The following is a 14,904-nucleotide window of genomic DNA, read 5'->3' on the forward strand; positions in this document are numbered from 1 at the left end:
CCACCTCTTTGTCCGAATTTTCTGTATCGTTTTCGTGATAATAAAAAAACCAACACTAAGGTTGGCCGGTTGCACTAGCTGCTCCGAATACCCCAAGTGCCCAGTTGTAAGGATATCCTTCTTAGCATCCAATCTATCTGTCCCTTATCTTTCGAAGGAAAACCATCGATTGCTTTATGTGATTTAGATATAGTTCTATTATACTACCTTTGAAAAAATTAACAATCTTTTTTTTGAGAAAATAACATATTTTTCAAAATTATTTAGATTTTTGTCTCCACGTCTTCGTTTCCCCCATTGTTTTCTCTAAAGAAACGATGATTTTGTAATGATCTTTGATTTATGTTATAGTTACCCCGTAGATTTCCCTTTAAACTCCCTTAGAGGATATATTTTGTAATTTATTTTTTCACAAATTACGTCTTTGCTTTCCTGATTTTAGACAAAAAATAAACCCCGGACACGGTAACATCTTAGGGTATTTTTACCTTTTGTTTACCTTGTTTTGCTTTTACTTTTCGATTAGGTTTCCTTTCGCTTCACCAAAATCACTTCATTGCCCGCCCGGTTGTAACAGACGTAGTCCGCCCCTTCCATCATGATTTTTAGGCCCCGTCCCGATTCTAAAAACAGCTCTTCGGGAGGGATGTTGTTGCTTTTTTCCTCCGCCCGCTGAAGTTTTTTGTTGCCGGGAAAGCCCTTGCCGTAGTGTTTGATCCGTACGGAAACCCGTCGGTCACTGAGTTTGGAAAGATTAATGGAAATGCTTCGTTTCCCCTTATTCTCATAGCCGTGAAGCACCGCATTGTTTAAGGCTTCACTGATGGCCATTTCGTATAGGTAATCATCCATCCCCATGCCCTCTTTTAAGATTTTCGAGATCATATCCCGGGTATATTTAATGGTTTCTACGTCTTTTATGCAGATTTTCAACATGGACTTCATCATGATCCTTCGCTCCTTATGGGTCAATTCCTATGATCAACTTATTTACTTTGTTTGTACCCGATTTTTCAGCGGTGTACCACATATTAAGAAAAATTTTCAAAATAACCGGAGAAATTTCAACCATAGGGCATAAAAAAGGGCATAAAAAAACCTTTATGTTTAGAAGAACATAAAGGCATATCCTACCGAAGATAGGATCATGGCCAAGGCAATGGCAAGAACAATGACTCGGCTCAAATTTTTATATTTCCGTGGTTGCAAAGTATTCACTCCTTTTTACAAAAGGTTTTCCTATAATTTTTATTATACCCATTGTAACATATATCCCGGGAAAAAGAAAAGGCGGGAAGAGTCGAAATTTTCTGTAGTATCTTCAGGCTGAATCCGTTATAATGAAGGTATTAGATCTTCGCCGAGAATATCCGGTGTTATCGTAAAAAGACGAATAGGGAGGTTTTTCTATGTTCTTACATTTGTTTCGTATCCTTTCTGTACTACTGATCCTCTCCTGGATTCCCCTGCTGCTCCTTCCAAAATCCGTGATTACCCGAAAACTCCTTTTCCATAAGAATTACTGGGTTTTGCTGGGAAGCCTGTACTTTTTAACCCTGTTTTTCTTCGGCTGGGAAATCAACTGGCTGTCTTTGATCATTCCTTCCATCGACGGGGTTCGGGAGGTCTTTACCCATGAAAATCTGCCGCTGTTCGCCTGGTTACATATGGTCATAGGGAATCTCTTTTTCGGCCGCTGGATTGCCACCGACGGCTTTAAAAAGGGGTATTTTCTCTTTCCCTTTATGCTGATCACCGTGATTCTCGGCCCTGCGGGACTGACCCTGTATATGCTTTTCGATAAGAAAAAACTGGCGGAGCGGGAGCGGCGCCGGGCTCGTAAGGAAGCGGCGGCCAGTTATTAGAAAGGCTTTTCCCTCTTGACTGTCGTCAAATGATTGTCGTCAAGCGACTCCCCCCTAATTCACCACCGCTAACCCCTACCGAGGACCCTGCTTACTTGTTAGCGAATCTTTATTAGCGGCGGATCAGCCCCCATCGGCCATCGACCTGGACCGGGGCCCTGCCGCTACTAAAAAAGTTGCCCCGCTGAAATTGAAAGGGATATAACAGGTGGCCGGCTTCGTTGATGTAGCTCCACTTGTCCCCTTGTTTTACGGCGGCGTAGCCTTCGGAAAAGTCCAGGGCGCCGTCAAATATGGGATCGACCACCAGGCTTCCTTCGGAATCAATGTAGCCCCAGTTTTCATCGATGCGGACCCGAGCGAAGCCTTCCCTAAAGGGCAGGGCCTGATCAAAGCTTTTGGATATTACGGTTTCTCCTTCATCATTGATGTACCCCCAGGCGTCCCCGGTCATGACCGGCAGGAGGCCTTCTTGTTTGTCCAGGGCAAAATCATACTCCAGGGGAATGACGGTCTCCCCTTCTTCGTTAATATAGCCCCATTTTCCGTCGCGCTTTACCCGGGCCAGGCCTTCGGAGAAGCCCTCTGCCGCATCAAAGGACAGACCGATTACCACTTCCCCTTCCCGATTGATGTATCCGTAGCCCCTAGGGCCCTTCACCGCCGCCAAACCCTCGGAAAAATTCCCGAGACTGACCGGATCTTTTTCGATCCGGTCTTCGGCCAAAAGCCTTGTCAACAGACCCCCTTCTAAAGTTAGATAGGTCCAGTCTCCATCGGTCTCAACCTTCGCCCGTCGATTATGAAAATTCATGGCGTAGGGGAAATTCCTGGGAATTACCCAGTCCTCCTCCCAGTTTACATAGCCGAAGCGGTCCTCTTTTTGTACCGGGGCGATCCCTGCGGTAAAGTCGCCTCCCTGCTGATATTCGGGGAAAATCACGTACCCGCCGCCGGCGGATAAGTAGCCTATGCCCTCCTCGGTATGTACTCTGGCCAGGCCGTTTTCGTAGGGGGCGATGTAGTCGTACTCCGGCGGTAGAAAAAATTCCTCCCCTTCATTTTCATTGGTTTCCGCAGCCACATGGTTTAGGGTCATGGTAAAGAGCAGTAGCCACGCGGCGGCCACGGCTATAAACCTCAGTCCCCGGCTGTTTTTTTCTTTACTGTATATTGCTTTACTGTTTATTGCTTTACTATTTTTTTGGACGTTGCCGTATCTTGTAACTTCCCAGCTTCTTGCAGGCTCCCTACTTACTGGGGATTCACTGTTGCTTGCACTGCTTTTTGCACTGCTTCTTGCACTGTTCCTTGTGGGGCGATCTATTCCTCCAGGGGTGTTTTTCCCGTTGTTTTCCAAAGGATCCTCTTCCTTTCTGATTTCCTTATTTATGCTTTTGCTTTTTTTCCTCTTTTTTATCCTTTTTTTACGCTCTTTTTTTATGTTCTCTATTTCTGCTCTTTTTTATGCTCTTTTTTCTTAAGCTCATCCTACCTTATCCATTGTATAATCTTTGGCGCTTGGGAACAATGTTTTTGTAAAAAAATCAACGGAGTCGGACAAAAAGAAAAATCTGAAGATCCAAGGATCTCCAGATTTTTTATCTTCATTCTTATAGAACTTTTATGTCGTCTTACAAGTCTTTTATATGACCTTGGGGACTAGATTAATCCTCTTAGTCGTAGGGCTTGCTCAATTCTTCGGATACTGATCATGAAGGCCGCATTTCGAATGTTGGTCTTCTTTTCTTCTTTCAGATCCCAGATTTCAGCAAAGGCATTTTCCATTAATTCCGCTTGCTTTTCTTGAACCTTCTCGAAAGTCCAGATATCACGGGTTAAGTTTTGGATCCACTCGAAGTAGGATACTGTAACTCCACCGGCGTTTGCCAGGATATCCGCTACTACAACAACGCCTCTTTCGTCCAGGATTTCATCGGCTTCGATGGTGGTCGGGCCGTTGGCTCCCTCGGAGATGATTTTCGCTTTGATGTCGTGGGCGTTCTCTGCGGTGATTTGGTTTTCTAAGGCACAGGGCATTAAAATGTCTACATCCAAGGTAAGTAATTCGTCTCGGTGTAATTCCTTGTCGGCGCCTGCGTATCCGGTAAGGTTGTTGTCGTTGTTTTTCAAGTGCTCCATAAGAGACTTAATGTGGAATCCGCCTTCATCTACTAAGGTACAGGTAGAATCGGATACGGCCACAACTTTCGCTCCCATTTGGCTGATGTATAGCGCTGCATAGGAACCTACGTTACCGAAACCTTGAACCGCAACTTTTGCCCCTTCTAAAGGAAGGTGCATTTTCTTCGCTGCCGCTCTTGCCATGATGGCAACTCCGTAACCGGTGGCTTCCGTTCTTCCTAGGGATCCGTAAAATTCTACAGGCTTTCCGGTAAATACTCCCGGTGCAAATTCTCCCGTTGCTCTTTCATATTCATCGGTCATCCATGCCATAACTTTTCCGGAAGTTCCAACATCCGGTGCAGGAATATCCACTTTTTCACCGATTACCGGTGCAATGGCTCTTGCATAACCTCGAGATAATCTTTCGTACTCTCCTTCAGATAGAGTTCTGTGGTCTACGATTACGCCACCTTTTCCTCCGCCGTAAGGAACGCCTACAACTCCACACTTAAAGGTCATCCAAGTGGATAGGGCTTTTACTTCGTCCATGTTTACATCCGGGTGAAATCTTAGTCCACCTTTATAAGGTCCTACTGCATTGTTGTGTTGTGATCGGTATCCGATAAATGTCTTAACGCTTCCGTCGTCCATTTTTACCGGAATCGCTACTTCTACTACTCTTTGCGGGTTTTTCAGGATTTCGTACACCGCTTCTTCCGTACCTAGTTTGTCACATGCTGATTTAACTTGTCGCTGGGCCATTAAAAAAGGATTGTTACCGTTCGCCATTAAAATACCCTCCTATAAAATTATTTTTTGGGTAAAAACTATTGGGTAAATGTAGAAAATTTCAACTCTCAAATGCATTATAACACTAGGAATTTAAAATGGCAACCTAATCTTCGGGGTTAATTAAATTTTTAACAAAAACATTAATTTTTACGATATTGAAGGAAGTCATGTACTCGATTTCCTCCCGGACCTGTTCCTGAACCCGTTCCGAAATGGCTCTTATGGGGTTTCCGAAAACGATGCTGATGGTAAAATCGATCACCAGACCATTGGGGGTGTTTTCCACCTCAATATTCCATACGTTTTTCACCCCGATGATTTTAAAGGAGGCAAAAAGGACCAGATCCCGAATTACCCGGTTGGAGATGCGGTAATCCCCCAGATAACTGAAGGTGGGCCGGACCACGGATTTTTCGCTGACCTTTTCTCCCTTGCCGAAGCGCCTTAGGACCCGCAGGGGGTTTAGGAAGTATCCGGAAAAATCCTCCTTGATCTGAAAGGTGGGCACGGGAATGATGTGCATTCCTTCCTGGGAGCGATGGGACTTGGCGCGCTGAATGTCCTCAGGGGAGGAAATTTCTTCAATAAAGACCTTCTGGTCGATCCCTCCCAGGTCCAGGTTCTCGGCAATCAGCTCCACCATCCGATCCGAGGTGCCGATGATCAGTAAGCTTTTCGGGGTTTTGATCCGTAAAATCTCCCGGATCTCCTTTCGGTGCTTCGGATCCAAAAACAGCGCCCGCTTTACCGCCGCCATTCTCGAGTCCTCCCGCTTCGCTGACCGTCCGCCGATCACCTTGTTTTCCCGGATCATCAGCCCGTCATCGATCACATACTCGATGCCCTTTTCCTGGGCAAGGTTCATCGCCTGATAACTCTTCCCCGTACCGCTGGATCCCACTAATGCATATACTTTCATGGTTTCACCCTGCTTTCTGTTATAATCGTTATTCCTATTATAACATAGAGGGGACAGGGAAATGACAGCGGGACGGAGTTTTTGTCATCCCGCTTATTAATCCCTTCTTGGGATGGGATTAGGATTGTAGGAGGGCATAGGGCGGGAGGGAGATGACAGCGGGACGGAGTTTTTGTCATCCCGCTTGTTAATCCCTTCTTGGGATGGGATTAGGATTGTAGAGTGCATAGGGCGGGAGGGAGATGACACCGGGACGGAGTTTTTGTCATCCCGCTTATTAATCCCTTCTTGGGATGGGATTAGGACTGTAGAGGTGCCTAGACGGCGAAGGGCAGAGGGCGGTGAAGGGATGTCGTTGTACGCAGGTTCCCTTAACGCTTACAGCGAAAATTGGGCCAGATAAAAGAGTGTCTAGGGCAGGGTGACAAACGACGGAGAGATGACAATTTCTCCGTCCCCCTGTCATCTTTGTATATAATGATTATCATTATATATATCCCGCTTCCCGGAATTTTTCTCTTTTTACGGTTGCCTTTGGCTTTTTTTACTTGTTATAATCAATCTGTAATCAACTTAACACATTAATAAGGAGGAAATTAAAATGGCTTATAGAATTGATGATTCATGTATCAACTGTGGCGCTTGTGAACCGGAATGTCCAGTAGGTGTAATCTCTGAGGGAGACGACATCTATGTAGTAGACGAAGAAGGCTGTATCGACTGTGGCGCCTGTGCTAACGTTTGTCCCGTAGACGCACCTAAAGAAGTTTAATTCAAACCCCGACATACTAAGCACTTATATACACCTTAGTTGAGCATAACGCCCATAAACGAAAAACCCCGCAGGTCCTTAGGACTGACCGGGGTTTTTTCAATTGCTTTATCCTATTTTATCGGGTCTCGGATTTATCTGAGACCTTCGCTTTTGGTTTTTTATCCTCGGGATACTTCCCTCGACTGAGAAGTTCCAACTTCACAAGGAATTTTAAGATGGTGATTTCCTCATTCACACTGAAATCATCCAGAATATTGGATACCAGCTGCCGCTCTTTTTCTTCCACCTCTTCGAATAGTCGCTGTCCCTGCTGGGTCAGCTTCAGTTCTGCGGACCTTTTATCGTCCGTAGCCGGGGTTTTTTCCACATACCCTTCCACCGTCAGTTTTTTCGTAATGGTTACTAAGGTGTTTCGGTCCAGCTCTAAGGTCTCCATCATCTCAAAAATCTTTTTCGCTCCGTTACGGCCCAACTCTCTTAGGACCAGGATTTCCGACAGACTCAACGGCAGACTTCCGTTTTTCCGGCTCTTTTTCTCCGATGCCACGATGTAGTGGATCAGCCGCTTCAGATATTCATTGATTTCACGATAATAGTTTCGCATCGAATCACCTATACCCTCGAATTTTCCAGCTTATCAATATTGCCGACCTATTGCAGGAATCCCTTCTAACCAAAGCCTCAAGACTTTGTACTCCGTCTTCCACTTTAATATACCCCTTTCGAGAATGATTGTCAATAATATCTCTCGCGGGTTTCCAGCTCCTTCACCTTCTAGATTTTCCCATAATCCCGTTTAGGTTTGATTACTTGTGGTATCAATTCATATATAAGGAGCTGTGGCAAATAACCTGTAATCCAACTACTAACAAGCGTTTTTTCCTTATAACTACAGTTCCCATAATCCGGGGTTATATAATGGTATATAACCGAATGAGTTAAGAAAGGAGCTTGTAAATGAAGAAGAAAGCCTTTGTTATTGTTTTAGTTCTCCTGATGGTGCTCGTAAGCAGCCTGGCCTTCGCAGGCGCTCTTGACAGTGAAGAGGGCATTTTATCGAATTCCGAAGAGGAAGTTTTGATTGCCGACAACGGTAACGACAATGGTAACGGTAACGACAACGGTAACGACGATATGGATGTGGAAATCGAGGTGGGAGAAAACGATGAAGAAGCCGGCCTGGGCAACATCCTGTTATATGTGATTATCGGTGCTGTTGTTATTGTGGTGATTGTAGCCATCGTTTCCATGACAAATTCCAGCAAAAAGGACTAAGATTAATTACTCAAAACAGCTTTCCATTTCGGCAAAATACCTTAATAACACAGCAGAATTCACAGTCAATAACCGGCCACCCCTAGTATTTCTATAACTGAAAAAAGGCGGAGGAATGCAGTCATTATTTTGACACCGCATCCCTTCGCCTTTATTTTTATCCTGTGATCCTTTATTTTAGCACATTCAGCTATATTCTAAACAAAAGCTTCGTCCAGTACTTGAAAGCCTCGGTTTCCTATTGTAAATATGATATTCTTTGTCCTTTCGGAACCTTACTTTCAAGCATGTACCGAATGCCTCCGTCCCCTTTGGTTTACTTTTGGTTTATTTCTCCAGGGCGTCGATGAGCTTGGGGAGAACTTCGTAGACGTCGCCGACGATGCCGATGTCTGCGATTTTGAAGATGGGGGCATCGGGGTTTTTGTTGATGGCTACGATGGTTTTGGCCCCCTGCATTCCGGCGATGTGCTGGATGGCACCGGAGATTCCGCAGGCGATGTAGAGCTCCGGTCGAACGGTTTTTCCCGTTTGGCCTACCTGGTGGTCGTGGTCGATCCACTCGGACTCCACCGCTGCACGGGAGGCGCCGACTACGCCGCCCAGTTTGTCCGCCAGGGTTTGAAGCAGTTCAAAGCCTTCGGGCTTTTCAAGACCCCGTCCTCCGGAGACGATGACTTCGCTATCTACAATGTTGACGCTGGCTTTGCCGGCCTTTACCACGTCAAGGATTTTGATCCGAATATCCTCTTCCGTAACGTCGTTTTTGAATTCAATCAGCTCTTGGTCTTCCCGTTTCCCGGATTTCTCAGCTCTTTCCATTACCCCCGGTCGTACCGTGGCCATTTGGGGCCGGTGCTTGGGACAGATGATCGTTGCCATGATGTTTCCGCCGAAGGCCGGTCTGGTTTGCATCAGACCCTTTTCTTCGGGATCGATCTCCAGTTTCGTACAATCCGCCGTCAGTCCCGTATCCACTCTTGCGGCAACTCTTGGGGCTAGGTCCCGGCCGATATGGGTGGCGCCGAAGAGGACAATTTCCGGCTTGTATTCCTCGACCATTTTCGATAATACTTTGGTGTATCCGTCGGTGGTGTACTGCTTTAAGTGCTCGCCTTCGGAGATATACACTTTATCCGCCCCGTAAGCAAAAAGTTCGTCGGTCAGGTCCCGTACGTCCTCCCCTAAAAGAACGGCGCTAAGCTCACAGCCTACTTCTTCCGCCAGTCTTCTGCCTTCACCGAGAAGCTCCGCGGCCACATCCATCAGCTGGCCGTCCCGCTGCTCCGCAAATACCCATACGTCTTTATACTGGGTAATATCCATTTGTTTCATTTGCGACTCTTCCTTAATAATCGCTCCGAAATTACAGGCGTCCACACAGGCGCCGCAGTTGGTACAGTTGTCATTCATCACCGCTTTGCTATCTATCATATCGATTGCGTCAAAAGGACAGGCCCCCACACATAGTGTACAGCCCACACATTCGTCTTGTAATATTTTAATACCCATGATGATCCCTCCTTATATCAGATTTTTTTCTTGTAGTTTTTGCACGAGACTTCCCACTTTTTCATCCGTGGTTCCCTCCAGCATTTCCCCTGCACCTTTTTGTTCCGGTGTAAAGGAACGCTTTACCTGGGTGGGGGATCCGTCAAGACCGATGTCCGTAGAAGGAATGTCTAAGTCCTCGTAGGTCCAAACCTTGATGCAGTCCTCCCGATAGGCTCGCATGATTCCGGGAATGGAAGGATATCTTGCTTCGTTTAACTCTTTGATGGTGGTCAAAAGGATCGGGCTTTGTCCCTCGATTACTTCGTAGCCGTCCTCTAGGGCCCGGTGTACCCGAATCTTTCCCTCTTCCAGATAGAACTTTTCTACATAGCTTACCTGGGGGATGCCCAGTCGCTCCCCGATTTGCGGTCCTACTTGGGCGGTGTCTCCGTCGATGGCCTGCCGTCCGCAGAAGATGATATCGTATCGTCCGATTTTCTCAATGGCCTTGGCTAAGGTATTGGATGTTGCCCAGGTATCCGCTCCGGAAAAAGCCCGGTCGGACAGAAGGATTCCTTCGTCAGCGCCCATGGCCACTCCTTCAATCAGCACTTCCTCCGCTTGGGGGGGACCCATGGTCATAACCGTAATGTGGGTGTCGGGATGTTGGTCCTTTACCCGGAGTGCCTCCTCTAAGGCGGCTTTATCGTCGGGGTTTAGAATGCTTGGCACTCCTTCCCGTATTAATGTCCCCTTTACAGGATCAATTTTTACTTCATTGGTATCCGGTACTTGTTTTATACATACAATGATCTTCAATGTCAGTCCCTCCTTTTTTATCGTAAAATGTCTGCTGCCACTACCATCTTTTGAACCTCGGAGGTTCCTTCATAGATTTCGGTAATTTTCGCATCTCGCATCATTCGTTCAATGGGGTAGTCGGATGTGTATCCGTATCCACCGTGAAGCTGTACGGCTTTGGTGGTCACTTCCATGGCGGTTTCCGAAGCGTATAGTTTGGCCATGGCCGCCAGTTTTCCATAAGGCTTGCCTTCGGCTTTTGCTGCCGCCGCTTGGTATACCATGAGTTTCGCTGCTTGAATCTGGGTTTCCATATCCGCCATCATAAACTGCAGTCCCTGGAACTTTCCGATGGGCCGGTTAAACTGCTCCCGCTCTTTGACGTACTGCACGGTTTTTTCCATGGCGCCTTCCGCAATGCCTAAGGCCTGGGCCGCAATTCCGATACGTCCTCCGTCTAAGGTTTGCATGGCAATTTTAAAGCCCTTGCCTTCTTTCCCTAACAGATTTTCCTTGGGAATCATCATATTCTTAAAGACCAGCTCCGTGGTGGCGGAACCCTTGATGCCCAGTTTCTTTTCTTTCTTTCCGATGGTGAATCCCGGAGTGTCGCTTTCCACGATGAAGGCGGTAATGCCTTTCAGCCCTTTGGAAGGCTCGGTCATGGCAAAGATGATATAGGTGTCCGCTTCCCCTCCATTGGTGATAAAGATTTTACTGCCGTTAATTCGGTAGTGATCCCCTTCTAAGACCGCCACGGTTTGTTGGCTGGCAGCGTCGGTTCCCGCATTGGGCTCCGTCAGTCCGAAGGCGCCGAGTTTTTCTCCCGAAGCCATGGGCTTTAGATACTTCTCCTTTTGGGCCTCGGTACCGAATTTCAGGATCGGCCAGCAACCCAGGGAACTGTGGGCGGATAGAATAACTCCCGTGGTGGCGCAGGCCTTTGATAATTCTTCCACCGCAAGGGCGTAGGCTAATTCATCGGCACCGGCACCGCCGTATTCTCTAGGCACTGCAATCCCCATCATGCCAAAGCGCTTCATTTTCTCCACGGTTTCACTGGGGAACCGTTCGTTCTCATCCACCTCCGCCGCAATGGGCTCCACTTCATTCTTGGTGAAACTGGCAAAGGTTTTTTGTATCATTTTGTGCTCTTTTGATAGATTAAAATTCACTTTGATCCCTCCTTGTTTTGTTCTATGGTTATTATATCCTATAGATTGTTAAAATACTATCAATAATCCTTAAAATTTTTTACTGTCTTTTTTTGGTCAAATTGTTCAGTATGTGGACACAACAAAAGAGACCGCACCTTTTTACCGGCGCCGCCTCTTTTTTCGTTTTAATCCGCTATTAATCCGCTGCTGAGCCGCTACTGAGCCGCTACTGAGCCGCTGCAGTATTACCTTCTTAGGGTCTTATTTTTCCTGATCTTCCAATGCTTTCAGCATTTCCTTCTCTTTGATCAGATAAGACATGATAAACAGACTCTCGTTTAAGTGGACATCTTCCACCACCACATCCTCCGGCACTTTAAGATCCACCGGGGCAAAGTTCCAAATGGCCTTTATTCCCGCTTCCACCAGTTCATCCGCCACACTTTGGGCCACTTCCTTAGGGGTTGTGATCACGCCGATTTCTACATCATTTTCCTTAATATACCCGTGAAGTTCTTTGTTGTCATACACCGGGGTTCCCCGGATTTGCAGCCCGATCAGGTTCGGATTGATATCGAACATGGCAAGAATTTTAAATCCGTGTTTTTCAAAGTTGGTATGATTTGCGATGGCCTGGCCTAAGTTACCAACCCCTACCACGACGGCTTTGTAGTCCTTGGTCAGTCCTAAAATCTTTTGAATTTCATTGTGTAGTTCTTCCACGTTGTATCCGTAGCCCTGCTGGCCAAATCCACCAAAATTGTTAAGATCCTGACGAATTTGCGAGGCGGTAAATCCTAGAATTCCACTGAGTTCCTTGGAAGAGATTCGATAAATTTCCCTTTCCAATAGATCCCCTAAGCATCGGTTATACTTCGGCAGCCTTCGAATTACGGCCATGGAAATGTTTCGGTTTTTCGGCATGATTACCACTCCTATTTCTAATTATTTATAAGCTGATTGTAAGATTCTGAAAAAAGGAAAGCCCCTCTTTCTTGCAAAGCTATCCTGTTATTGTTAAAATTATTTGTTATAATAGAATAGTACTAGAATATTGCTAAAAAATCAACGTTTAAATCGAAATTACAGGGATTATTTTCGAATTTTTAGGAAATCGAAGGATTTTTTGTATCCTTGAATAAGAATATATTCATTTAGTGGTGTTTTACCCGGGTTCTGCTAGAAATTCCGTTGGCTTTTGCTAGAAGTTTCGCTGTGCTTTTGCTAGGAACTACGGGGAAATTATCCTTTGGCGAAATCAATATTGAACAGCGAAAATCATATTCAATAGCACTGTAGTAATGAAGAGTAAGAGACACATTAAATTGCAAGTGTGGTACTGAGCAGCAAAAGCAATAGTGAACAGCAAAAGCAATACTGAACAGCAAAAGCAATACTGAACAGCAAAAGCAATACTGAACAGCAAAAGCAATACTGAACAGCAAAAGCAATACTGAACAGCAAAAGCAATACTGAACAGCAAAAGCAATAGCAAATAACAACAGTAGTATTTTACAGCAAGGGCCATACTAAACAGCCTATATGCGAATAATAGATAGAGGGAGCGAACTTTAATGATAGCATTATCCTGCAGCAAGATCTCTAAGAGCTTCGGCATCGATGAGATTTTACACGATATTTCATTTACCATCAATCACGGGGAAAAGGTGGGGCTGATCGGCCTTAACGGCACGGGAAAGTCCACCCTGTTTCGGATTTTAACCGGGGAGATCAACGCCGACGGCGGGGATGTTTTTAAAGCCCGGGAACACACCCTGGGCTACCTTCGCCAAGACAATCTTTTAAACGAAGAAAATCAGGTGTTGGAAGAGGTTCTGACGATTTTCAAGGACCTGGAAGTCATGGAGGCGAACCTCCGGGATCTGGAGCGGGAAATTTCCCACCTGGGTGGGGAAAATACCCCGGCGGCCCGGGAAGCTCTGGAGGAAAAGATGAACCGGTACTCCGCTTTGTTGGAGGATTTTGACGCTCGGGGAGGTTACAGCTACAAAAGCGAAGCCCGGGGGGTTTTAATCGGCCTGGGCTTTAGCAAGGAGGAGTTTACCCAGCCGATTTATCAGCTCAGCGGCGGACAGAAGACCCGGCTGTCCCTGGGAAAACTGCTGCTGAAAAATCCGGATATTTTACTTCTGGACGAGCCCACCAATCATTTGGATATCGGAGCGATCCAGTGGCTGGAGACCTTCCTTCGTAACTACGACGGCACCATGCTGCTGATTTCCCATGATCGATATTTTTTGGATCAGATTGTTACCAGAACCTTCGAGTTGGAACACAAGACCCTGAATGTTTTCGAGGGCAACTACTCCACCTTTATGAAAAAGAAACAGGAGGCGATTCAGCAGCAGCTGAAAAAGCATCTGGCCAATACCAAGGAGATTGAAAAGGAAAAAGATAAAATCCGCCGCCTGCGTCAGCACGGTACGGAAAAACTGATGAACCGGGCGAAAAGCAAGGAAAAGCAGTTTGAGAAAATAGAAAAGGAAGCCCCGCCGGAAACCGCAGCCAAACAGGCGAATATTCGCTTCAAGCCCCAGCTGGAAAGCGGCCGGGACGTTTTGTTCGCAAAAAACCTGCAAAAGTCCTTCGGAGAGGAGACCCTGTTTCGAAAGGTCAGCTTTGATATTTACCGGGGAGAGAAAATCGCCTTGATCGGCCCCAACGGCGTGGGAAAGTCCACCCTGTTTAAAATGATTCTCGGAGATCTTTCCTATGATTCGGGAGAGGTCCGGGAGGGCCACCATGTGATGAAGGCCTACTACGATCAGGAAATGGAGAAGTTAAACCATTCCAAAACCATAATGGACGAAATCTGGGATGAGAATCCCGGGCTCAGCCATACCCAGGTTCGAACTTATTTGGGTTCCTTTCTCTTTTTCGGCGACGACGTGTTTAAGGAGATCTCTGTCCTAAGCGGCGGGGAAAAAGCACGGGTCAGCCTGTTGAAACTGATCCTGTCCAAAAGCAATTTCATTTTGCTGGACGAGCCCACCAACCACTTGGACATTCAGTCCAAGGAAGTCTTGGAGGGGGCTTTGAAAAACTATCTGGGGACCCTGTTTTTCATCTCCCATGACCGGTACTTTATCAACCGGGTGGCGACGAAAATTCTAGAACTGTCTCCGGAAGGGGTCACCGCCTATTTCGGAAACTACGATTATTATCTGCAAAAGAAAAAGGAAGAACAGTGGGCCTTGGAGGACGCGGAAATGGAACGTAAGGATAAGCCCCTGACCCATACGGAGAAAAAACACCAGCAAAAAAAGGAGCGGGAACAGAAAAAGGCCCTGAAGCAGTTGAAGAAATCCTTCACGGAAACGGAAGAAGCCATCGCCGACCTGGAAGCCCACCTCCAGGAACTGGAAGAGGAAATGTGTAAAGAGGAAGTCTACTCCGACCCGGAAAAAAGCCGCCGGATCCAAAAAGAAAAGCAAACCGGGGAAAAGACCCTGGAGGATCTTTACCAGCAGTGGGAACGCTTGGAAGAAGAAATCAACAACCAGTGAACCAAAGGGGACGGAGGTATTCGGTAGATCATCTACCGAATACCTCCGTCAGGTTGCGTATAAATGCAACCCCGCCCCTTGCTTCGGTCGTCTAAAACTCAAATATTAATTTGTTTTTTATGTTAAAATTGAATATTTCATTTAAAAAGCAAGAAAGGCCATGTTTCTTTGC

The 14,904-nt window shown here is 46.3% G+C and carries 13 protein-coding genes and 1 riboswitch; of the genes, 4 read left to right on the top strand and 9 right to left on the bottom strand.

All coding sequences use genetic code 11. The features are described 5' to 3' along the window. Positions 1–54: 54 nt before the first annotated feature. A riboswitch (cyclic di-GMP riboswitch) is annotated at positions 55–139 on the bottom strand. 383 nt (positions 140–522) lie between these two features. After that, a complete protein-coding gene (locus ISALK_RS03395; protein ID WP_160719018.1) occupies positions 523–948 on the bottom strand; it encodes an ATP-binding protein in 426 nt (141 codons plus the stop codon). A 461-nt stretch (positions 949–1,409) separates the two neighbouring features. Between ISALK_RS03395 and ISALK_RS03400 the strand changes: the two genes are divergently transcribed. Beyond that, a complete protein-coding gene (locus ISALK_RS03400; protein ID WP_160719019.1) occupies positions 1,410–1,865 on the top strand; it encodes an abscisic acid-deficient protein Aba4 family protein in 456 nt (151 codons plus the stop codon). 112 nt (positions 1,866–1,977) lie between these two features. On the opposite strand, the gene ISALK_RS03405 is transcribed toward ISALK_RS03400, so the two are convergent. From ISALK_RS03405 to ISALK_RS03415, 3 genes are all read right to left on the bottom strand, one after another. Continuing rightward, the gene (locus tag ISALK_RS03405) at positions 1,978–3,225 is read right to left on the bottom strand and encodes a WG repeat-containing protein (RefSeq protein ID WP_160719020.1); all 1,248 of its coding nucleotides are present in this window, start codon (positions 3,223–3,225) and stop codon (positions 1,978–1,980) included. A gap of 302 nt (positions 3,226–3,527) precedes the next feature. Next, positions 3,528–4,781 carry a Glu/Leu/Phe/Val family dehydrogenase gene (locus ISALK_RS03410; protein WP_160719021.1) on the bottom strand — a complete coding sequence of 418 codons (1,254 nt, stop codon included), beginning with the start codon at positions 4,779–4,781 and terminating at the stop codon, positions 3,528–3,530. Positions 4,782–4,887: 106 nt separating this feature from the next. Further along, the gene (locus ISALK_RS03415) at positions 4,888–5,703 is read right to left on the bottom strand and encodes an Asp23/Gls24 family envelope stress response protein (protein ID WP_160719022.1); all 816 of its coding nucleotides are present in this window, start codon (positions 5,701–5,703) and stop codon (positions 4,888–4,890) included. Positions 5,704–6,304: 601 nt separating this feature from the next. Here ISALK_RS03415 and fdxA point away from each other — a divergent pair. Further along, positions 6,305–6,475 (top strand): 4Fe-4S ferredoxin, encoded by a 171-nt coding sequence (gene fdxA, locus ISALK_RS03420; protein WP_160719023.1) that lies wholly within the window; start codon positions 6,305–6,307, stop codon positions 6,473–6,475. A gap of 118 nt (positions 6,476–6,593) precedes the next feature. On the opposite strand, the gene ISALK_RS03425 is transcribed toward fdxA, so the two are convergent. After that, positions 6,594–7,082: a MarR family winged helix-turn-helix transcriptional regulator gene (locus ISALK_RS03425; protein WP_160719024.1), complete on the bottom strand. Its 489-nt coding sequence runs from the start codon at positions 7,080–7,082 to the stop codon at positions 6,594–6,596. A gap of 353 nt (positions 7,083–7,435) precedes the next feature. Here ISALK_RS03425 and ISALK_RS03430 point away from each other — a divergent pair, with 353 nt between their 5' ends. After that, a complete protein-coding gene (locus ISALK_RS03430) occupies positions 7,436–7,753 on the top strand; it encodes a hypothetical protein (RefSeq protein WP_160719025.1) in 318 nt (105 codons plus the stop codon). Positions 7,754–8,080: 327 nt separating this feature from the next. Here the strand turns inward: ISALK_RS03430 and ISALK_RS03435 are convergent, their stop codons facing one another. The 4 genes from ISALK_RS03435 to ISALK_RS03450 form a co-directional block, all read right to left on the bottom strand. Continuing rightward, positions 8,081–9,265 carry an electron transfer flavoprotein subunit alpha gene (locus ISALK_RS03435; protein ID WP_160719026.1) on the bottom strand — a complete coding sequence of 395 codons (1,185 nt, stop codon included), beginning with the start codon at positions 9,263–9,265 and terminating at the stop codon, positions 8,081–8,083. Between the two features lie 12 nt (positions 9,266–9,277). After that, positions 9,278–10,066, bottom strand: coding sequence for an electron transfer flavoprotein subunit beta/FixA family protein (locus tag ISALK_RS03440; protein ID WP_160719027.1), 789 nt, complete (start codon positions 10,064–10,066; stop codon positions 9,278–9,280). A 17-nt stretch (positions 10,067–10,083) separates the two neighbouring features. Beyond that, complete coding sequence (locus tag ISALK_RS03445) at positions 10,084–11,223, bottom strand: acyl-CoA dehydrogenase (RefSeq protein ID WP_160719028.1); 1,140 nt, start codon at positions 11,221–11,223, stop codon at positions 10,084–10,086. A 243-nt stretch (positions 11,224–11,466) separates the two neighbouring features. Further along, the gene (locus ISALK_RS03450; protein ID WP_160719029.1) at positions 11,467–12,129 is read right to left on the bottom strand and encodes a redox-sensing transcriptional repressor Rex; all 663 of its coding nucleotides are present in this window, start codon (positions 12,127–12,129) and stop codon (positions 11,467–11,469) included. A gap of 650 nt (positions 12,130–12,779) precedes the next feature. On the opposite strand from ISALK_RS03450, the gene ISALK_RS03455 reads away from it, so the two are divergent. After that, positions 12,780–14,732, top strand: coding sequence for an ABC-F family ATP-binding cassette domain-containing protein (locus tag ISALK_RS03455; protein ID WP_160719030.1), 1,953 nt, complete (start codon positions 12,780–12,782; stop codon positions 14,730–14,732). Positions 14,733–14,904 lie beyond the last annotated feature (172 nt).

Source organism: Isachenkonia alkalipeptolytica (assembly GCF_009910325.1).
Lineage (GTDB): Bacteria > Bacillota > Clostridia > Peptostreptococcales > T1SED10-28 > Isachenkonia > Isachenkonia alkalipeptolytica.

What these genes read in the sequence shown, in the direction of transcription:
- ISALK_RS03395 (WP_160719018.1), bottom strand. Translation starts at nt 948, where the DNA reads ATGATGAAGTCCATGTTGAAAATCTGCATAAAAGACGTAGAAACCATT.
- ISALK_RS03400 (WP_160719019.1), top strand. Translation starts at nt 1,410, where the DNA reads ATGTTCTTACATTTGTTTCGTATCCTTTCTGTACTACTGATCCTCTCC.
- ISALK_RS03410 (WP_160719021.1), bottom strand. Translation starts at nt 4,781, where the DNA reads ATGGCGAACGGTAACAATCCTTTTTTAATGGCCCAGCGACAAGTTAAA.
- ISALK_RS03415 (WP_160719022.1), bottom strand. Translation starts at nt 5,703, where the DNA reads ATGAAAGTATATGCATTAGTGGGATCCAGCGGTACGGGGAAGAGTTAT.
- fdxA (WP_160719023.1), top strand. Translation starts at nt 6,305, where the DNA reads ATGGCTTATAGAATTGATGATTCATGTATCAACTGTGGCGCTTGTGAA.
- ISALK_RS03425 (WP_160719024.1), bottom strand. Translation starts at nt 7,082, where the DNA reads ATGCGAAACTATTATCGTGAAATCAATGAATATCTGAAGCGGCTGATC.
- ISALK_RS03430 (WP_160719025.1), top strand. Translation starts at nt 7,436, where the DNA reads ATGAAGAAGAAAGCCTTTGTTATTGTTTTAGTTCTCCTGATGGTGCTC.
- ISALK_RS03435 (WP_160719026.1), bottom strand. Translation starts at nt 9,265, where the DNA reads ATGGGTATTAAAATATTACAAGACGAATGTGTGGGCTGTACACTATGT.
- ISALK_RS03450 (WP_160719029.1), bottom strand. Translation starts at nt 12,129, where the DNA reads ATGCCGAAAAACCGAAACATTTCCATGGCCGTAATTCGAAGGCTGCCG.
- ISALK_RS03455 (WP_160719030.1), top strand. Translation starts at nt 12,780, where the DNA reads ATGATAGCATTATCCTGCAGCAAGATCTCTAAGAGCTTCGGCATCGAT.